This window comes from Modicisalibacter muralis, from assembly GCF_900102945.1.
In the GTDB taxonomy this organism is placed as follows: Bacteria; Pseudomonadota; Gammaproteobacteria; order Pseudomonadales; family Halomonadaceae; genus Modicisalibacter; species Modicisalibacter muralis.
In genome coordinates this window covers 1-17,911 of record NZ_FNGI01000009.1, presented here as the reverse complement: position 1 = coordinate 17,911, position 17,911 = coordinate 1, and the positions used below count along the sequence as shown (strand labels likewise).

The following is a 17,911-nucleotide window of genomic DNA, read 5'->3' as shown; positions in this document are numbered from 1 at the left end:
CTCATGACATGAAAGGATAACGTCGATGTCCCCTCAAGGTTCATCTCCAGGTTCCAACCCCGGGCCGGATTCGACCAGCCGCCAGCTATCGTTCTCGATGCCGTCGCCGACGCGGCCCGCGCTGCTGAAGCCACTGTCGCTGAAGCTGCTTCCCTTGCTGATAGCCTCGCTCTTGTCATCACAGGCAAGGGCCGCCGATCTCTGGAGCATCACGCGCGATGCGCTGGAAAACAATGCCGAATTGGCGTCGTCACGTTCCTTCTTCCAAAGTGTCGAAAAGGCGAGCGACGTGCAGCGCGGCGACCTGCTGCCGCAGATAGGCGCTACCGCCAGCGTGGGACACTATCGTACCTATTCGAGCCCGGAGGTCAGCGGTGAGGCTGCCGGTGGCGACAGCGGAGACATTGGCGGTGGCGGCACCGGGGGCATCGGCGGTGGAAGCGATTTTGGTGCGTCGGAGGAGAGCTACAATGCCACCAGCGTGGGACTCGAGGCCACCCAGGCGCTGTTCGATGCCACCAACTGGTACGAATTGCAGCGCTCCGAGGAGGAGATCGACCAGCAGGCGCTGACCCTGGAAAGCGACCGTCAGCAGTTGCTGTACGATGTCTCCGCGGCGTATTTCGAAATTCTGCGTGCCCGCGATATTCTCGCCGCGCGAGTCGCCCAGGAAAAGGCCATCGGTCGCCAGCTCGAGCAAGCCCGCGAGCAGTTCGACGTGGGGCTGATCGCGATCACCGATGTCCATGCGGCACAGGCTTCCTTCGACATTGCGCGAGCCCAGCGAATCGCCGCCGAGAGCGATCTGCAGGTCAGCTTCGAGGCGCTGGAGCGGTTGACCGGCAAGCGCTACGAGTCGATAGACGGCCTCGCCGACGAATTGCCCATCGAGTCGCCGCAACCCAGTAGCCGCGATGCTTGGGTGTCGCTGGCCATGGAGAACAATCCGGTTCTGCTTGCCGCCCGGGAAGGCGTGGATATCGCCGATATCGCCGTGGATATCGCCCAGTCGGGCCATCTGCCGACACTCGATGCTTACGCCAACTATTCCTACGCCAATACCGACATCGAGTACCTGAACGGGCACGACTCGGGTAGCGAAATTGGCTTGAGGGCCAGTCTACCGCTGTTCAGCGGCGGGAGTACCAGCGCCCAGGTGGCCCAGAACACCTACCTGCTGGAATCCGCGCAGTACGATTTCGAGGCCCAGCGCCGCCTGACCACGCAGCAGGTCCGCTCGCTGTTCACGCAGGTCAGCAACGATGTGCAGAGCGTCGAGGCTCAGCGCCAGGCAGTGATTTCCTCGCGCAGTGCATTGGAAGCCACTCGCTCCGGCTACGAAGTCGGCACGCGTAACATCGTCGACGTACTCGAGGCCGAGCAGAGCCTGTACGATGCCCTGGCCAACTATGCCGAGGCGCGCTACGACTATGTCATCGATCTGCTGGCACTACGCCGCGAGGCGGGCATTCTCGATACCGGCAGCATTCGTGCCATCAACGAGTGGCTGCAGGACGAAGATGCGGTGCGCTTGATCCTGCCCAACGAGCCGGATAGCAACTACGACGCTATGATGGATATTGGGGCACCGCCACAACCTCCGCAGTAATGACATGATGCACATTGCTAGTGTTTAGTGATGAAAGATCGCTGAATATTGGTTTATAAAACCAGTGTTCGGCGATTTTTTGGTGCTTAGTATCATGAAATTGCGCTACTTATGATAAATAATGGCGCCTTTCAATCGCTCCAGGACTTCGCCATGGCCCGGCCGCTAATCGCCGATATCGATCTCGATGCATTACGCCACAATTACCGGCTGGCGCGCGATCTCGCGCCACATAGCCAGGCGCTGGCGGTGCTCAAGGCCGATGCCTACGGCCATGGTGCCGTGGCCTGCGCGCATGCCTTGCTCGATCTGGCGCCGGCCTTCGCCGTCGCCTGTATCGAGGAGGCCGAGGTGTTGCGCCGCGCGGGTATCGACAAACCGATCGTGTTGCTCGAGGGCATCTTCGAAGCCACCGAGCTCGAGCGGGTCGATGCGCTGGGATTGTGGGTCACGGTGCATAGCCACTGGCAGGTCGATGCGCTGTTGAGCTTTCGTCCGCAACGCCCGATTCCGACCTGGGTCAAGGTCGACTCCGGCATGCATCGGCTGGGTTTCCCCGTCGTGCAACTGAGCGCGGTGTGGCAGCGCTTGAGCGCGGCTTCCGAGCGGGTCGGCGATCTGCACTTGATGAGCCACTTCGCCACCGCCGATACACTCGATGATGCGTATTTCCGTCGCCAATTGGCGCTGCTCGATGAGTTGGCCGCGACATTGGGTGCGCCGACCTGCCTGGCCAATTCGCCGGCGACGCTGGCGTGGCCGCAGGCGCATGGCGCCTGGAATCGTCCTGGGGTGATGCTGTATGGCAGCGACCCGCTGCAAGGCGCCAACGACGCCAGTCGCAGGCTCGAGCCGGTCATGACGCTGCGTTCCGAGATCATCGCGGTACGCGACGTCGAAGCCGGCGAGCCGGTCGGTTACGGCGGGCGCTGGACGGCGCCACGGCGCTCGCGCATCGGCGTGGTCGCCGCCGGTTATGGCGACGGCTATGACCGACATGCCGCCGATGGCACGCCGGTATTGGTCGACGGTCGCCGAACCGCCATCGCCGGCAAGGTGTCGATGGACATGCTGACGGTGGATCTGACCGACCTGCCCGATGCGGATATCGGCAGCCAAGTGACGTTGTGGGGCCAGGGCCCCGGTGAGGAGCGGCTGTCGGTGGATGAGGTGGCGCGACATTGCGATACCATCAGCTATACGCTGCTGACTGGCGTCTTGCCGCGCGTGCCGCGTCGCTATCATGGCGGGGCGAGCTAGCACAACGCCTGACGGTTGCTACCCGGGCCGTTACAATAGCGATCTCCGATATGGCCTTTGGATACCTTATTCGCTCATGGCAGAGTCTTTTTCACAGTCGTCTTTCCTGCACCCGCGCTACTGGTCGGCCTGGCTTTCCATCGCCCTGATGCGCCTGGGTGCCTGGCTGCCCTGGTCGCTCAAGCTGTGGCTGGGCAAGGGTATCGGCCTGCTGGCCTGGCGCTTCGCCAAACGCCGCCGGCATATCACCGAAACCAACCTGCGCCTGGCCTTCCCCGAACTGAATGAGCCGCGTCATGCGGCGCTGGTCAAGCGGACATTCATCGCCAATGGTTTAGGCATCCTGGAAACCGCCACCGGCTGGTGCCGCGACCCCGAGCACCTGCGCCATCGCGTGACCTTCAAGGGCGAGGAGCACATGCATCGCGCGCTGGCCCAGGGCAAGGGCGCGTTGATCGTCGGCATTCATTTCTCGACGCTGGATCTTGGCGGCGCCTTGCACTCGCTATTCTTTCCCGCCGACGTGGTCTATCGCCCGCATGACAATGCGTTGTTCGAGCGTTTCATGACCCGTGCGCGTTCGCGGATATTCGGTCAGGCGATCGACCGGCGCGATCTGCGAGGCTTGGTTCGACGCATCAAGGCGGGGCGTGCGGTATGGTACTCACCCGATCAGGACTTCGGTCGCGATGCCAGCGTCTTCGCGCCGTTCTTCGGTATCGAAGCCTCGACCGTCAAGCTGACCGCCAAGATCGCCCGCATGACCGGGGCGCCGGTCATGCCGTTGATCTTCCATCGCAATCCCGACGACCGCAGCTATACCCTGGAATACCTGCCGGCGCTCGAGGGCTTTCCCACCAACGATGAAGTAGCCGATGCCACGCGCGTCAACGCGGTCATCGAAGCGGCGATCCGTCGCCATCCCGAGCAATACCTGTGGCTGCATCGACGCTTCAAGACTCGGCCGGAGGGCGAGCCCGGTTTCTACTGAAGCCGGAGTTGTAAGAGCGCCGCTTCGCGGCTGGAAGCTGGAAGTACGCCGCTGCGCGGCTTGAAGAAAAAACAACCCCACCAGAAGACTGGAGGGGTTGTCCGCGTTAATACTGAACAGCTTCTAGCTTCTAGCTTCTAGCTTCTAGCTTCTAGCTTCTAGCTGGCGCGCAGCGCCTCAGGCATCGATGCGCTTATACTTCATGCGCTTGGGCGTGTCGTTACCGACCCGCTTGCGATGGTCCGCCTCGTAATCGCTGTAGTTGCCTTCGAAGAACACCACCTGGGAGTCGCCCTCGTAGGCGAGGATGTGCGTGGCGATACGATCGAGGAACCAGCGGTCGTGGGAGATCACCAGGGCACAGCCGGGGAAGGCCAGCAGGGCTTCTTCCAGCGCGCGCAGGGTTTCGATGTCCAGGTCGTTGGAGGGTTCGTCGAGCAGCAGTACGTTGGCGCCCTGCTTGAGTGTCTGGGCCAGTTGCAGGCGTCCGCGTTCCCCGCCGGAAAGATCCGAGAGACGCTTTTGCTGGTCGTTGCCCTTGAAGTTGAAACGCCCGACATAGGCCCGCGAGGAAACCTCGTAGCCATTGATATTGAGCTGATCCTGACCGTCGGAGACGGCTTCCCATACCGTTTGCTTGTTGTCGAGGTTGTCGCGCAACTGCTCGACATAGGCGATCTTGACGGTGTCGCCGATCACCACCTCGCCCTCGTCGGGTTGCTCGGTGCCGTTGATCAGGCGGAACAGCGACGACTTGCCGGCACCGTTGCCGCCGATGATGCCGACGAGCGCGCCCTTGGGGATCTGCAGCGATAGATTCTCGAACAACAGCTTGTCGTCGAAGCGCTTGGCGACGTCGTGCAGTTCGATGACCTTGTCGCCCAGGCGCGGGCCGGGCGGAATGTAGATTTCATTGGTCTCGTTACGCTTCTGGAAGTCGCCGGACTGCATTTCCTCGAAGCGGTTGAGACGCGCCTTGCTCTTGGCCTGGCGGCCCTTGGGGTTCTGGCGCACCCAGTCGAGTTCTTCCTTGATGGCCTTCTGGCGCGAGGCTTCCTGCTTGGACTCCTGTGCCAGACGCTTTTCTTTGGCATCGAGCCAGTCGGAATAGTTGCCTTCGAAGGGAATGCCCTGGCCGCGGTCGAGTTCGAGAATCCAGCCGGCGACGTTGTCGAGGAAGTAGCGGTCGTGGGTGATCGCCACCACGGTGCCCGAGTAGTCGTGCAGGAAGCGTTCGAGCCAGGCCACCGACTCGGCGTCGAGGTGGTTGGTGGGCTCGTCGAGTAGCAGCATATCGGGGTTGGAGAGCAGCAGCCGGCACAGGGCGACGCGGCGACGCTCGCCACCGGAAAGCACACCGACGTTGGCCTCCCAGGGTGGCAGGCGCAGCGCCTCGGCGGCAACCTCGAGCTTGCGCTCCAGGTTGTGCGCGTCGGCGGCCTCGATCAGGTTCTCCAGGCGTGCCTGCTCGGCGGCGAGGGCGTCGAAGTCGGCATCGGGCTCGGCGTACGCCATGTAGACGGCGTCGAGCTGTTCCTGTGCCTTCTTGATCTCGCCCACGGCTTCTTCGACGGTTTCGCGCACGCTCTTGCTATCGTCGAGCTGGGGCTCCTGAGGCAGATAGCCGATGTTGAGGCCCGGCATCGGTCGCGCTTCGCCGTTGTACTCGGTATCGACGCCGGCCATGATCCGCAGCAGCGTCGACTTGCCCGAACCGTTCAGGCCGAGCACGCCGATCTTGGCGCCAGGAAAGAAAGACAGCGAGATGTCCTTGAGAATCTCGCGCTTGGGGGGCACGACCTTGCCCACCCGGTTCATGGTGAATACGTATTGCGCCATGGAAATCCGGTCTGTTGGGAAATGATGAGTGGCCAGATGATAGTGGCCGCTTCGATGAAACGCCAGTGCATGCCTGCCGGGATGGGAAGGAAACGCGAACGGACGCCGCGGCGTCCGTTCGTGCTTCGATTCATGTCTGGAAAGGAGTGGAGGCTATTCCTCTTCTTCCTCGTCCAGTTCATCGAGCCAATCATCTTCTATGGCGCGTTTCAGGCGTCGCTCTTCCAGCAGCGCCTCGACCTGACGGCGAGCGCGCAGGGTATCGGCACGGCTGCTGCGCGGGCGACTGAAATGCTCGTCATTGACGGCGTCGAAGAAATCCTCGTCGGCGAGTGGTTCGTTGATAAGCGTTTCACGACTCATGCTCAACCTCCCCATGACTTTGTATAAAGTCTTGTAGCAAGCCTTGTGACCAGCCGACACCCCATTGGATGCCTTGCCCGCTATATAGCGTCAGTCCGGGTCGAGAGCAAGAGGTCGAGCGAAAAAAGTCGCGCACGTCGTGTCACTAGCGCATCAACTGGCGCGGCCACTCTTGAAAGCCTCGAGTTGCCGCTGAGTCTCGATGTGCTCGGTGACGTCTTTCTGCACGCCAATAAAATAGGTGAGCTGGTCCTGTTCGTCATGGACCGGGGTGATCGACAGTTCGTTGTAGAATAGCGTGCCGTCCTTGCGATAATTGCGCAGTACCTCGCGGCAGGCTCTACCTTCGCTGATGGCGTGGCGAATATTGGCCAGCTGTGGCTGGTCGCGATCGTCGTTTTGCAGGAAGCGGCAGTCGCGATAGAGAATCTCGTCGGCACTGTAGCCGGTTAATTGCTCGAAACCCTGATTGACGTAGATCAGGATAGTCTCGTCGCCTTCCTGCTCGGCCACCACGATGCCATCGGCCGAGGCATTGACGATCCGCTCCAGCAACTCCGCGTCGATCAACTCGGGTCTTTTCATGCGTCTTGGTGTCCTGTGACAGGTCATTGGCGAGCCAACCAGCCCTTGCTATCCGATAGCATGGCCAGCTGGGGCAATGTTTTCAACGTGTTGTAACTTCACGCATGGCGACTTTGGCACCGACTCTTCCACCTCGGGCAGGCGCTGCGTGCTGGCGGTTGTTACCATGGGACATCAGCAATGTTCGGGAGGCACGGGGATGGCGCAGGTTCGCATTCATTATTGCACGCAATGCCAGTGGCTTCTGCGCGCCGGCTGGTACGCTCAGGAGCTGCTTTCCACCTTTGGAGAGGATCTCGAGCAGGTCGCGCTAGCGCCTAGCCACGGTGGTCACTTCGAGGTGCTGTTCGACGACGAGACTATTTGGGAGCGCAAGCGCGACGCTGGCTTTCCCGATATCAAGGAGCTCAAGCGTCGGGTGCGCGATCGGCTCGATCCGGGCCGCGACCTGGGCCACATCGACCGCTAAGCCTTGAGTGGTTTCCTAATCATGACTCACCACCAGTGCTTGCGCTTGAGCAACGCCATGACCGATACGCCCACGACCAGCGTGATGCCGACGAACGCGGCAAAACCATAGGGGCTATCGGCGCCGGGGATGCCGCCGACATTGACGCCCAGCAGCCCGGTGAGAAAGCTCAACGGCAAGAATACCGTGGTGACGATGGCCAGCATGTACATGCGCCGGTTGAGCTGCTCGTTATGCTCGCTCCATAGCTGCTCTTGAAGAATCAGCGCACGCTCCTGCATGGCGTTGAAGTCCTCGACATAACGCGACAACTGGTTGGCGCTTTCGCGCAGCGAGACCTTGGTTTCCTCGTCGAGCCATACCGGCCCCTGCGCTAACTGAGACAGGCAATCGCGCTGTGGTCCCATGAAGCGGCGCAGGGTGATCAGTGGGCGACGGATGCGAGTCAAGTCATCGGCATTGAGGCTGTGGCTGTACGCCAGTTGTGCGTCCTCCAAGGCGGCCAGGCGCTCGTCGAGCTGATGAGAGACATCGCCGACCTGATCGACCAGCGTCTCGGCCAGCCAGGCGACCAGGTCGGGTACCGATAGCGCGCCTTCGCCGCTGTCGATGCGCTCGCGCACCACGTTGACGGCATGCAGCGGGCGTCGGCGTAGGGTGATCAGGCGCTTGGGGGTCATCCACACGCGCAGCGAGATGAGATCTTCGGGGGCCGCACCGGGGTTGAAGTTGATGCCGCGCAAGGTGGTGACGATGCCGCGCCCGAAGCGGGCCACGCGCGGTCGAGTATCGGCTTCCAGTAGCGCCTCGATCACCGCTTCGCTGAGCCCCGCCAGCGAGTGCAGATAGTCGGTGACGTCGTCATGGCGAAAATCGAGATGCAGCCATAGCGGCGACTCGTCGGTGTTCCAGGCGCGGTGCAGTTCGGCGCCGTCGAGGATTTTTCCACCGCCCAGGCCATCGAGCCGGTAGGCGGTGACGAAGGCGCTTTCCACGGGTTCGGGTGTCGTATCAGTGGGCATCGCCATAAATATTTCCGGTTAGGCTGTTTGCCATAACCTAATAGAGTGAGCGTCAAATTGGCAGTGAAGATGACACGGGATCGTCAAGCGATGTTGTATGGCGTGGGAGCGGTGGCGCTGTGGTCCACGGTGGCCACCGCTTTCAAGCTGGCACTCGAAATGATGACGCCGGTGGAGCTGATGTGGATCGCCGCCTTGGTCTCGTGGGCGTTGATCGGCGTGCTGGTGATTCGTCGCGGCCAATTGGGCATTGCCCTGCGCCAGGGTTGGCGCACGGCGCTATGGGCGGGATTGATGAATCCGGTGGCCTATTACCTGGTACTGTTCGCCGCCTATGATCGCCTGCCGGGGCAGGAGGCCATGGCGCTCAACTACACTTGGGCGCTGGCCATGGCATTTCTCGCCGTGCCGATCCTCGGGCATCGACTGACGCGAATCGATATTCTGGCCGGGTTGATCGCTTACGCCGGGGTCTGGACGATTGCCACTCGCGGCGCGGTGCTGGATGTCGCCTTCGCCGATCCGTTGGGCGTGGGCCTGGCGCTGGCATCGACGCTGTTGTGGGCGCTTTACTGGTTGCTCAACGCCCGCGATCACCGCGAGCCATTGGTGGCCCAGTGGCAGAACTTCAGCGTGGGCTTGCCGGTGTTGACCGCCATCGTCGCCTTCGGTCCGGGCTTCGCCTGGCATGGCTGGGCGAGTCTCGGCGCGGGTGTCTACGTCGGCCTGTTCGAGATGGGCGTTGCCTTCGTGCTGTGGCAGATGGCAGTGCATCAGGTGTCACGCACCGCCAAGGTTTCCAACCTGATCTTCCTGTCGCCGCCGGTATCGCTATTTTTGCTGCATTTTATCGTCGGCGAACCCATCCTGATTTCGACATTGATAGGCCTGGCGCTGATTCTCGCTGGGCTGGGGCTACAGCAACTGCAGAAGACACCGTCGGAGGCGGCCGCCGAGCGCATATGACGGCTTAGCGCAGGAGCTGGTATTCGAACAGTAACTGCTTGAAATCCTGGCGCTGGTGAGCGAAGAGGTAGATGGAGGCTTGGTTCTCGTCGGGCCAGAAGCGGTAGACGATTCGATAACTGTCGATCAGCAGTTCTTGATAATGACCGATACCCATTTCCTGGGCGAGGCGACAGATGCCATAGGTTTCGGACCTCTCGGTCAAACGGGACATTGCGATGCCGGCCAACCCCTGCGTGTAGGTGTGTGCTTCGGCAGGCGCCATATCTAGATGATCGATCAGGAAATGACGACAACTCCGCAGCGATTGCAATGCCGTTTCCTCAAGCGTCACCGCCGAGAACTGGCTCATGGAGCTTCATTCAGGTCGATCCGCTCATCTTCCTTCAGTCTTGCCATGAACTCATCGGCACTCATCGTATTGCCGGCTTCGCGGCTCTTCTCGCCCAGGCTCAGCAACTTGAGCAGGGCGATGGCTTGATCGCGGCGCTCATGGGCGGCATAGGATTCGACCACGTAGGTCGGCTTGCCTTTCTGAGTGATAACCAGCGGCTCTTGCACATCCAGAGTGGCGGCATTCTGCTTTAGGTAGCTAATGGTTTCGGTACGCATGCGCAGTCGCCTCAAGGATAGGTGAACTTATTTTAGTCTGTTTTTGGACTTTTTTCAGCCTGGTAGGTCACTGCTTAGCGACGTTGGCAGACTGTTTGGACAGTAGCATTTTCAGCGTCGGCCAGACATTATCGAGAATCATGTCCTGGGCCTCGGCGGTGGGGTGAATGCCGTCATCCTGCATCAGGCCCTCATCGAGGGCGATACCGTCGAGCAGGAAAGGCACCAATGGCACGTCGTATTGGTCGGATAGCTCGCGATAGACGTTGTGAAAGGCCGTGGCGTAGGCCTGGCCATAGTTGGGCGGTACCCGAATACCCAGCAGCAGCACCTTGGCGCCAGCGCGTTGGCTGGCCTCGATCATGTCGCTGAGATTGGCGCGCATCTGCAGAGGCGGCAGGCCGCGCAGACCATCGTTGCCGCCCAGTTCGAGCAGAACAATGTCGGGGTCGTGTTGTCCGAGCAATTCGGGCAGGCGCGTAGCACCGCCGGCAGTGGTTTCGCCACTGATACTGGCGTTGATGACCTCGACATCGTCATTCAGGCGCTCGCTCAGCAGGTTGACCCAGCCCGCCTGGCGCTCGATACCGTAGGCGGCACTCAGGCTGTCGCCCATTATCAACAGTGTCGTCGAGGCCGCATTGGCCGAGCCGGCCCACGCAACCAGCACGATCAGCAGCCAGCGCATAGCCAGGGACCGCGATATTTTCAGCGGCCGTGTAACCCGGAACCATGAAATGACAGGGAAACCTTGCACCATGCCCAACTCCCATGCGCGTGAAATAACCCCCATTCTACATGCCCAGGGGCTGGGCAAGCAGGTCGATAGCGGTGAGCGCCGGCTGGATATTCTCAGCGGCCTCGATCTGCAGGTATTCCCCGCTGAGAGCGTCGCGATCCTGGGGAGTTCCGGCGCTGGCAAGTCGACGTTGCTGGGTCTGCTCGCCGGCCTCGACACGCCGACGACCGGCGAGCTCTCCTTGTTCGGCGAGTCGCTGCCCGGGCTGGACGAGGATGGTCGGGCGCAATTGCGAGCAGGGCGCGTCGGCTTCGTCTTCCAGAATTTCCAGCTATTGCCGACGTTGACCGCATTGGAGAACGTGCTGCTACCGCTGGAGCTGGTGCCGGGTAACGATCACCTGGCGCGTGGTCGTGATTGGCTGACTCGCGTGGGGCTGGGCGAGCGCCTCGATCACTTGCCCAAGCAGCTTTCCGGCGGCGAGCAGCAGCGCGTGGCGGTGGCCCGCGCCTTTGTCACCGAACCTGAACTGGTGTTCGCCGACGAGCCTACCGGCAATCTCGACCGTGGCACCGGCAAGAAGGTCATCGATCTGCTGTTCGATCTCAACCGCGAGGCCGGCACCACGCTGGTGCTGGTCACCCACGATCACAACCTGGCGCGCCGCTGCCAGCGCTGCCTGCACTTGGATGCCGGGCGGTTGAGCGTGCTCGACCGCGACGAGGTGGAAGCATGAAGCGTGGCGCCGGCCTATGGCTATTGTCGCTGAAAGGGTTGCGCCGCGACCTGCGGGCCAGCGATGTGCGCGCACTGTTCGTGGCGCTGGCCCTGGCGGTGGCCGCCTCGACGATGATCGGCTTCTTCCTCGACCGCCTCGATCGTGCGCTGACTCGCCAGGCTGGCCAGCTGCTGGGTGGCGATATCAAGCTCGAGCAGAGCCAGCCGTTCGATGCCGAACTGCGTCGCGAACTCGAGGATGCCGGGTTGGTGCTCGGCGATCAGGTCGACATGGTGTCGATGGTCAGCCGCGACCAGGCCTTTCAGCCGGCCAGTCTCAAGGTGGTCGACGACGCCTACCCGTTATATGGCGAAGTGCATGTCGAGCTGGGCAAGCAAGGCGCTGAGCGGATAAGCCAAGTGGCACATGGCCCGGCGCCGGGCGAAGCCTGGATCGCCCCGCGCTTGGCTCAGCTACTCGATGTCGAGATCGGCGACACCTTGCAGGTCGGCCAGGCGACGCTTTCGGTGGGTGGCTTGATCGTGCGCGAACCCGACCAGGGTGCCGGTTTCGCCAGCTTCAATCCACGCTTGATGATGCATATCGACGATCTCGATGCCACCGGGCTGATCCGCCCCGGCTCGCGAGTCGAGTTCGAATTGCTGGCCAAAGGGCCGCCCGAGGCGGTGGCCAGTGTCGACGACTTGCTTGGGCGCCTGGAGCGTAACGGTGTCGAGGTCAGCGATGTGCGTGAGGATCGCCCGACGCTGGGCAGCGCCCTTGAGCGCGCCGAAAAATACCTGAGCCTGGCGGGGCTGGCTGCAGTGCTGCTCGCCGGGGTCGCGGTGGCGATGGCCACGCGCCGTTATGTCGATCGACACCTGGATACCGCGGCGCTACTGCGCTGCTTCGGTGCCACTCAGCGCCAGCTGACACGCCTTTTTGCCTTGCAGCTGTTGTGGCTGGCATTGTCCGCCTCGATCATCGGCGCGCTGCTGGGGTTGGCCGGCCAGGCTGGACTGCTGGCCTTGCTGACGCGCTTTCTACCGCTGGAGTTGCCGCCGCCCGGCGTGCTGCCACTATTGCTGGGTATTTTCACTGCGCTGGCGGTGCTGGTGGGCTTCGCCGGACCGACCCTGCTGCGCCTGAAGCGAGTCAGTGCGCTCAAGGTGTTGCGTCGTGAACTCGACCCGCTGCCGGCCTCGGCCTGGTTGGTGGTCGGCGTGGCCAGCCTGGTATTCGGCGCGCTGCTGTGGCTCTACTCCGGTGACTTGTGGTTGTCGCTGGGTCTGCTGCTGGGCGGGCTGGTGGCATTGGTGGTGCTATGGGCGCTGGGTTGGGCGCTGTTGGGCGGGGTGCTGCGCCTGGCTGGGCGCTGGAGCGCCGGGCAGGGCGGTGGCTCGCAGGCACTACGTCTGGGCGCGCGGCAACTGGCGCGCCGGCGGCAAGCCAGCCTGGGTCAGTTGCTGGCGTTCGCGGTGACCTTCGCGGCGATGGCGATCATCACCCTGGTGCGTGGTGATCTGCTGACCACCTGGCAGGCGCAACTACCTGCGGATACGCCCAACTACTTCGCGATCAACATCCAGCCCGGCGAACGCGAGGGTTTCATCGATATCGTCGACGATGCCGCCGACAGCCGCACCGCGCTGTACCCGATCGTGCGCGGGCGCGTCACCGCGATCAACGGCCAGCCGCCGCGCCAGGTGGTGCCCGAGGAAAGCCGTAGCGACAACGCACTGCGCCGCGAACTCAACCTCACCTGGAGTGAGACGGTGCCCGAAGGCAATCGCGTCGTCGCCGGGCAGTGGTTCGATGCGGATGTCGGAAGACCCGTCAATGCGAGCGAGGGCCAGCCGGTGCCGATCTCGATCGAGGACGGCCTGGCCGAGCGCTTCGGCGTGGGCCTTGGCGACACCCTGTCCTTCACCATCGGCAGTGCCGAGATTACCGGTGAGATAACCAGCCTGCGCGATCTCGATTGGGACAGTTTCCGGCCCAACTTCTACATCGTCTTTCCGCCCAGCGTGCTGGAGCGCTTCGGGCATAGCTATATCACCGCCTTTCACCTCGACGACGGCAATCGCGACATGCTGCGCGAGCTGATCGCCACTTACCCCAGCGTATCGCTACTCAATGTCGAGGCGATTCTCGGCCGGGTCCGCGAGTTACTATCGCAGGTCACCCGCGCGGTGGAATTCGTACTGGCCTTCGTGCTGCTGGCCGGCGTTAGCGTGCTCTACGCGGCGCTGACCGCCAGCCATTCGATGCGTACTCACGAGAGTGGCCTGCTGCGCGTATTTGGCGCCGGCGACCGGTTGATTTCGCGGGTGCAGGGCGTCGAGTTCGCCTTGCTGGGTTTTACCAGCGGCCTGATGGGCGCGCTGCTGGCCGAGCTGGCCGCCGCCGGCGTGTATGTCGGCTGGCTGGATCTGGTACCGCGCATTCATTGGCTGATGTGGCTGGTGCTACCACTGGGTGGCGCGCTGGCGATCGGCGTGATCGGCCATGCTCTGTCGCGCGGGGTGCGTCGCCAGACGCCGATGGCCAGCCTGGGGCTGTTGGGGGAAGCTTGAGCTTAACTAAACCCAAGGTGAGAAATACTCGGGCAGCCTTGACGCCCTTTCATGTGAAAGGGCGCCGGGGCTGGGGTATGATTGGCGGCCTGATTCACATGCGGTCGGGTGTTGGCCGCGTCGTTCATCCTTGACTCGAGGACCCCTGCCGATGTTCACCCGTGACATGCAGATTGCCGGTTTCGATGACGCTCTATTCGATGCGATGACAAGCGAAGTCGCACGCCAGGAAGCGCATATCGAACTGATCGCCTCCGAAAACTATGCCAGCCCGCGCGTGATGCAGGCCCAGGGCACGCAGTTGACCAACAAGTACGCGGAAGGCTACCCCGGCAAGCGTTACTACGGGGGCTGCGAGTACGTCGATGTGGTCGAGGATCTGGCCATTCAGTACGCCAAGCAACTGTTCGATGCCAGCTACGCCAATGTGCAGACGCATTCCGGCTCGCAGGCCAATGGCGCGGTCTTTCAGGCACTGGTCAAGCCCGGCGACACCGTGCTGGGCATGAGCCTGGACGCTGGCGGTCACCTGACCCACGGCGCCAAGCCGAACTTCTCCGGCAAGCACTACAACGCCGTGCAGTATGGCCTCGACGACAACGGCCTGATCGATTACGCGAATGTCGCAAGGCTGGCTCGCGAGCACAAGCCGAAGATGATCATCGCCGGTTTTTCAGCCTATTCGCAGATCATCGACTGGGCCAAGTTCCGTGAAATCGCCGACGACGTCGGTGCCTACCTGCTGGTCGACATGGCGCATATTGCCGGCCTGGTCGCCGCTGGGGTCTACCCCAGCCCGCTGCCGCATGCGCACGTGGTCACCACCACCACCCACAAGACCTTGCGCGGTCCGCGTGGCGGCCTGATCCTGTCCGCCGAGGGCGACGCGGATATTGAGAAGAAGCTGCAGTCCGCGGTCTTCCCCGGCATCCAGGGCGGCCCGCTGATGCACGTCATTGCCGCCAAGGCGGTGTGCTTCAAGGAGGCGATGGGTGACGAGTTCAAGGCCTACCAACAGCAAGTGGTCAAGAACGCCCAGGTGATGGCCGGGGTATTCATCGAGCGCGGCTACGATATCGTTTCGGGCGGCACCAAGGATCATCTGTTTCTGTTGTCGCTGATCAAGCAGGGCATCACCGGCAAGGATGCGGACGCCGCGCTCGGTCGCGCCCATATCACCGTCAACAAGAACGCCGTGCCGAACGACCCGCAGAGTCCGTTCGTGACTTCGGGCCTGCGTATCGGCACGCCGGCGGCGACCACGCGCGGTTTCGGCGAGACCGAATGTGGCGATCTGGCCGGCTGGATCTGCGACATTCTCGATGCCATGGCCAAGGGCGATTCCAGCGCCGCCGAAGCCGAGGTGAAAGGCAAGGTCGAAGCCGTCTGCGCGCGCTTCCCGGTGTACCGCGACGCCTGATTTCGTATCGCGTATCGACAGACGCCTCGGGGCAGTTCATGCCCCGAGGCGTTTTTTTGTGCACGTTTTTCACGGCACTGAGACGCGATTATCGACCGGGCCTTTGACTATGGTCTAAAGGTTTTTTAACGGTTCTTGCTTGAAGGTATGTCGGACATAAGCTATTTCTTTGTCTTACAAGAATGAGCAGGGTCGACCATGAGTCAAGCCGCTATCCCGGGGCGGGCGTCTCGCCCGGACATCGCCGAACATCTGGCCGAAGCCATTTTCAGCGGGCGCTACGCGCCAGGCGATTTCGTGCCCAAGGAACTGGATCTTTGCGAGCAATTCGGGGTCAGTCGCAGTACCGTGCGCAGCGCATTGCAAACCCTGGTGGCGGCGGGGCTGTTGACGCGCATATCGGGGCAGGGCACTCGGGTGCGAGAACTGCCCGAATGGCACCTGCTCGATCCGCAAGTCAGCATCTGGATGGCGCGTTTCGCGCAGCCCAACCCGCGTATCCAGCGTGAGATATTCGCCTTTCGCGTGGCGGTGGAACCCTTCGTCGCGCGCTTGGCGGCCGAGAACGCCACCGCCGCCGATCTGCTCGAGATAGAGACCGCATTCGAAGGCATGATTCGCGCCCTCGAACAGGACGACCTGCGTTGGCAGGGGCGCAGCCACGACGATTATGACGTCGATTTTCACGAGGCGGTGTTCGCCGCGTCGCACAATCTAGTCTGGGCGCAGATCAGTCATGTGCTCAAGCCAGCCATTGCGCTGCTGGTCGAGAAATCCAACCACAGCGCCCATGAGCTCAACGACAGCATGGAACGCCATCGCCGGGTGATGGAGGCAATTCGCCTGCGTCAGCCGGAACAGGCCGCGGCGGCGGCACTGGCGGTGCTGGATCGCACCGGTCGGGATCTGGGCCTGGAAGGTCTGCCCCGCACGCTTCCCTCCATCGAGGTGTAGTAGCAAGTACAACAAACGCTTAAGGAGCCGTAACCATGATGTCACGCATGCCACTCAAGACCCTCGCCGTCGCCGTGCTCGGTGCATTGGCGTTCAATGCACAGGCCGCCGAATACGAGTGGACCTTCCAGACCTCGGAAACCTCCGGCGAGCCACAGTACGAAATCAAGAAGGAGTGGGCCGCAAACGTCGAGACAATGTCTGGTGGACGGATCTCCATCGAGATTCTACCGGTCAATGCCGTAGTCGGCCCCACCGAAACCCTGCAAGCCGTCAGTTCGGGCATCATTCAGGGCCATCTCACCGATCCCAGCTATTTCTCCGGCCAGAACCCGGCCTTCGGCATGATGGGTAACCTGGTCGGCGCCTGGGGCGATCCGGTCGAGTTTCTCGATTACATGAATTACGCCGGCGGCGAGGAAATCTACAACGAGCTGGTCGAACCTTATGGCGCCCACCTGATCGGCGCCGCCGCCACCGGCCTCGAGTCGCTGGTGTCATCCCGGCCGATCCGTACCGTGGAAGACATGCAGGGCCTCAAGTTACGGGCACCTCAGGGCATGGTCTACAACATCTTCGAGAAAGCCGGTGCGACACCGGTCAACCTGCCGAGTTCCGAGGTGTATACCGCCCTCGAGAAGGGCGTGATCGACGCCGCCGACAACACCGTGTTCGCCACCAACTACCAGCAGGGGATGTTCGAATTCGCGCCATATCCCAGTTATCCGGGCTTCCACTCGCTGCCGATGGTCGCGGTATCGCTCAACAAGGAAATCTGGGATGGCCTGCCGGAAGACCTCAAGGCAATCCTCGAGACTTCCGTCGATGCCATGGCCTACGAGATGGTCGCCAAGCTCAAGGCGCGTGACCTCGCGGCCGTCAAGGAAGTGCGTAAGAACCCCGATATCGAAATCATCGACATGTCCGCCGAGGAACGCGCCAAGTTCCGTAATATCGCCAAGGAAGAATGGGCCGTGTGGGCGAAGAAGAACGACATTACCCAGAAGTTCTACGACTCGGTGGTGACCTATCTGAAAGACCATAATCTGATGTAATTCGCTGACGAGCGAGAGGGCCGGTTTGGTTTGTACCGGCCCTCTTGCTATTGGCCCGAGGCGGCCATGGAGAAATCCCAGGGTATTTCTTGCGCTTGATGAGAGGAAAGAGCATGTCTCGACAACCCCATGACAGGGACGACCACGTGGCGCCGGGCGACGACGACCTCATCGCCGCCACGGCCGGCGAGCCGCCCGAGGAGGCTCCGGAACCGGCGCGCAACGCCTTCGATGCCCTGGTGGTGCGCGGCGGTCGCATCGCCGCCTGGCTGGTGTTCATCGCCATGGCGATCAGCGTCTTCGAGGTGATCATGCGCTACGCCTTCGATTCGCCCACCTCGTGGGTGCACGAGTCGGTGGTCATGCTGGTCGCGGCGACCTTCGCCCTCGGTGGGCCGGTGGCGCTGGCCGCCAACAAGCACATCCGCGTGCGGGTGCTCTACGACAGCGCCGGGCCGTCGCTCAAGCGCTGGCTCGACCGCTTCAACGACCTGGTGACCTTCGTTTTCTGCGTGGCGATGAGTTACGCCGCCTTCGTGATGTTCTGGGACTCCGCCCACAATCCCTTCGGCGAGTGGTCGCTGGAGCGCTCGGGGACCTCCTGGAACCCGCCGTTTCCGTCGCTGGCCAAGGGCATGATCATGCTCGCGCTGATGATCATGACGTTGCAGGCGCTGCTGCACCTGATCCAGTCGCTGCGCGCACGGGCCACGCCCCCGTCCCACGATCGCGG

At 62.3% G+C, this 17,911-nt stretch carries 18 protein-coding genes; 11 read left to right on the top strand and 7 right to left on the bottom strand.

Annotated features, from left to right (window positions below; translation table 11 throughout):
- Positions 1-97 precede the first annotated feature (97 nt).
- From BLR92_RS14355 to lpxL, 3 genes are all read left to right on the top strand, one after another.
- Positions 98-1,609, top strand: a complete 1,512-nt coding sequence (locus tag BLR92_RS14355) for a TolC family outer membrane protein (protein WP_089730078.1) — start codon at positions 98-100, stop codon at positions 1,607-1,609.
- Positions 1,610-1,762: 153 nt separating this feature from the next.
- Entirely contained in the window at positions 1,763-2,869 is a 1,107-nt protein-coding gene (gene alr, locus BLR92_RS14350) for an alanine racemase (RefSeq protein WP_089730076.1), read from the top strand.
- Positions 2,870-2,945: 76 nt separating this feature from the next.
- Positions 2,946-3,860 (top strand): LpxL/LpxP family Kdo(2)-lipid IV(A) lauroyl/palmitoleoyl acyltransferase, encoded by a 915-nt coding sequence (lpxL, locus tag BLR92_RS14345; RefSeq protein WP_089729784.1) that lies wholly within the window; start codon positions 2,946-2,948, stop codon positions 3,858-3,860.
- Positions 3,861-4,037: 177 nt separating this feature from the next.
- On the opposite strand, the gene ettA is transcribed toward lpxL, so the two are convergent.
- The 3 genes from ettA to BLR92_RS14330 all read right to left on the bottom strand — a co-directional run bounded on the left by ettA (position 4,038) and on the right by BLR92_RS14330 (position 6,647).
- The gene (ettA, locus tag BLR92_RS14340; protein ID WP_089729782.1) at positions 4,038-5,699 is read right to left on the bottom strand and encodes an energy-dependent translational throttle protein EttA; all 1,662 of its coding nucleotides are present in this window, start codon (positions 5,697-5,699) and stop codon (positions 4,038-4,040) included.
- Positions 5,700-5,852: 153 nt separating this feature from the next.
- Positions 5,853-6,062 (bottom strand): PA3496 family putative envelope integrity protein, encoded by a 210-nt coding sequence (locus tag BLR92_RS14335; RefSeq protein WP_245704218.1) that lies wholly within the window; start codon positions 6,060-6,062, stop codon positions 5,853-5,855.
- Between the two features lie 153 nt (positions 6,063-6,215).
- Positions 6,216-6,647: a PAS domain-containing protein gene (locus BLR92_RS14330; RefSeq protein ID WP_089729778.1), complete on the bottom strand. Its 432-nt coding sequence runs from the start codon at positions 6,645-6,647 to the stop codon at positions 6,216-6,218.
- Positions 6,648-6,846: 199 nt separating this feature from the next.
- Here BLR92_RS14330 and BLR92_RS14325 point away from each other — a divergent pair, with 199 nt between their 5' ends.
- On the top strand, positions 6,847-7,116 hold the full coding sequence (locus tag BLR92_RS14325) for an Rdx family protein (protein WP_089729775.1): 270 nt from the start codon (positions 6,847-6,849) through the stop codon (positions 7,114-7,116).
- A gap of 26 nt (positions 7,117-7,142) precedes the next feature.
- Here BLR92_RS14325 and BLR92_RS14320 read toward each other — a convergent pair whose 3' ends face one another.
- Positions 7,143-8,144, bottom strand: a complete 1,002-nt coding sequence (locus tag BLR92_RS14320; RefSeq protein WP_089729774.1) for a zinc transporter ZntB — start codon at positions 8,142-8,144, stop codon at positions 7,143-7,145.
- A 63-nt stretch (positions 8,145-8,207) separates the two neighbouring features.
- On the opposite strand from BLR92_RS14320, the gene BLR92_RS14315 reads away from it, so the two are divergent.
- Positions 8,208-9,104, top strand: coding sequence for a DMT family transporter (locus BLR92_RS14315; RefSeq protein WP_089729773.1), 897 nt, complete (start codon positions 8,208-8,210; stop codon positions 9,102-9,104).
- 4 nt (positions 9,105-9,108) lie between these two features.
- Here BLR92_RS14315 and BLR92_RS14310 read toward each other — a convergent pair whose 3' ends face one another.
- From BLR92_RS14310 to BLR92_RS14300, 3 genes are all read right to left on the bottom strand, one after another.
- Positions 9,109-9,456 carry a type II toxin-antitoxin system RelE/ParE family toxin gene (locus BLR92_RS14310; protein ID WP_089729772.1) on the bottom strand — a complete coding sequence of 116 codons (348 nt, stop codon included), beginning with the start codon at positions 9,454-9,456 and terminating at the stop codon, positions 9,109-9,111.
- Positions 9,453-9,716: a type II toxin-antitoxin system Phd/YefM family antitoxin gene (locus BLR92_RS14305; protein ID WP_089729771.1), complete on the bottom strand. Its 264-nt coding sequence runs from the start codon at positions 9,714-9,716 to the stop codon at positions 9,453-9,455. Before BLR92_RS14305 ends, BLR92_RS14310 begins: the two co-directional genes overlap by 4 nt.
- A 67-nt stretch (positions 9,717-9,783) precedes the next feature.
- Positions 9,784-10,404, bottom strand: coding sequence for an arylesterase (locus BLR92_RS14300; protein ID WP_245704217.1), 621 nt, complete (start codon positions 10,402-10,404; stop codon positions 9,784-9,786).
- A 70-nt stretch (positions 10,405-10,474) separates the two neighbouring features.
- Between BLR92_RS14300 and BLR92_RS14295 the strand changes: the two genes are divergently transcribed.
- From BLR92_RS14295 to BLR92_RS14270, 6 genes are all read left to right on the top strand, one after another.
- Positions 10,475-11,191, top strand: a complete 717-nt coding sequence (locus BLR92_RS14295) for an ABC transporter ATP-binding protein (RefSeq protein WP_089729767.1) — start codon at positions 10,475-10,477, stop codon at positions 11,189-11,191.
- Positions 11,188-13,749: an ABC transporter permease gene (locus BLR92_RS14290; protein WP_089729765.1), complete on the top strand. Its 2,562-nt coding sequence runs from the start codon at positions 11,188-11,190 to the stop codon at positions 13,747-13,749. Before BLR92_RS14295 ends, BLR92_RS14290 begins: the two co-directional genes overlap by 4 nt.
- Before the next feature lie 151 nt (positions 13,750-13,900).
- Positions 13,901-15,169, top strand: a complete 1,269-nt coding sequence (glyA, locus tag BLR92_RS14285; protein ID WP_089729763.1) for a serine hydroxymethyltransferase — start codon at positions 13,901-13,903, stop codon at positions 15,167-15,169.
- A 198-nt stretch (positions 15,170-15,367) separates the two neighbouring features.
- On the top strand, positions 15,368-16,123 hold the full coding sequence (locus BLR92_RS14280) for a FadR/GntR family transcriptional regulator (RefSeq protein ID WP_089729761.1): 756 nt from the start codon (positions 15,368-15,370) through the stop codon (positions 16,121-16,123).
- 35 nt (positions 16,124-16,158) lie between these two features.
- Positions 16,159-17,178, top strand: a complete 1,020-nt coding sequence (locus BLR92_RS14275) for a TRAP transporter substrate-binding protein (RefSeq protein ID WP_089729759.1) — start codon at positions 16,159-16,161, stop codon at positions 17,176-17,178.
- Between the two features lie 113 nt (positions 17,179-17,291).
- Positions 17,292-17,911: TRAP transporter small permease subunit (locus BLR92_RS14270; RefSeq protein WP_139171605.1), on the top strand; the 620-nt coding region annotated here is incomplete at its 3' end.

Coding starts and splice junctions, on each gene's coding strand:
- BLR92_RS14355 (WP_089730078.1), top strand. CDS start 98: ATGCCGTCGCCGACGCGGCCCGCGCTGCTGAAGCCACTGTCGCTGAAG.
- alr (WP_089730076.1), top strand. CDS start 1,763: ATGGCCCGGCCGCTAATCGCCGATATCGATCTCGATGCATTACGCCAC.
- lpxL (WP_089729784.1), top strand. CDS start 2,946: ATGGCAGAGTCTTTTTCACAGTCGTCTTTCCTGCACCCGCGCTACTGG.
- ettA (WP_089729782.1), bottom strand. CDS start 5,699: ATGGCGCAATACGTATTCACCATGAACCGGGTGGGCAAGGTCGTGCCC.
- BLR92_RS14335 (WP_245704218.1), bottom strand. CDS start 6,062: ATGAGTCGTGAAACGCTTATCAACGAACCACTCGCCGACGAGGATTTC.
- BLR92_RS14330 (WP_089729778.1), bottom strand. CDS start 6,647: ATGAAAAGACCCGAGTTGATCGACGCGGAGTTGCTGGAGCGGATCGTC.
- BLR92_RS14325 (WP_089729775.1), top strand. CDS start 6,847: ATGGCGCAGGTTCGCATTCATTATTGCACGCAATGCCAGTGGCTTCTG.
- BLR92_RS14320 (WP_089729774.1), bottom strand. CDS start 8,144: ATGGCGATGCCCACTGATACGACACCCGAACCCGTGGAAAGCGCCTTC.
- BLR92_RS14315 (WP_089729773.1), top strand. CDS start 8,208: ATGACACGGGATCGTCAAGCGATGTTGTATGGCGTGGGAGCGGTGGCG.
- BLR92_RS14310 (WP_089729772.1), bottom strand. CDS start 9,456: ATGAGCCAGTTCTCGGCGGTGACGCTTGAGGAAACGGCATTGCAATCG.
- BLR92_RS14305 (WP_089729771.1), bottom strand. CDS start 9,716: ATGCGTACCGAAACCATTAGCTACCTAAAGCAGAATGCCGCCACTCTG.
- BLR92_RS14300 (WP_245704217.1), bottom strand. CDS start 10,404: ATGCGCTGGCTGCTGATCGTGCTGGTTGCGTGGGCCGGCTCGGCCAAT.
- BLR92_RS14295 (WP_089729767.1), top strand. CDS start 10,475: ATGCCCAACTCCCATGCGCGTGAAATAACCCCCATTCTACATGCCCAG.
- BLR92_RS14290 (WP_089729765.1), top strand. CDS start 11,188: ATGAAGCGTGGCGCCGGCCTATGGCTATTGTCGCTGAAAGGGTTGCGC.
- glyA (WP_089729763.1), top strand. CDS start 13,901: ATGTTCACCCGTGACATGCAGATTGCCGGTTTCGATGACGCTCTATTC.
- BLR92_RS14280 (WP_089729761.1), top strand. CDS start 15,368: ATGAGTCAAGCCGCTATCCCGGGGCGGGCGTCTCGCCCGGACATCGCC.
- BLR92_RS14275 (WP_089729759.1), top strand. CDS start 16,159: ATGATGTCACGCATGCCACTCAAGACCCTCGCCGTCGCCGTGCTCGGT.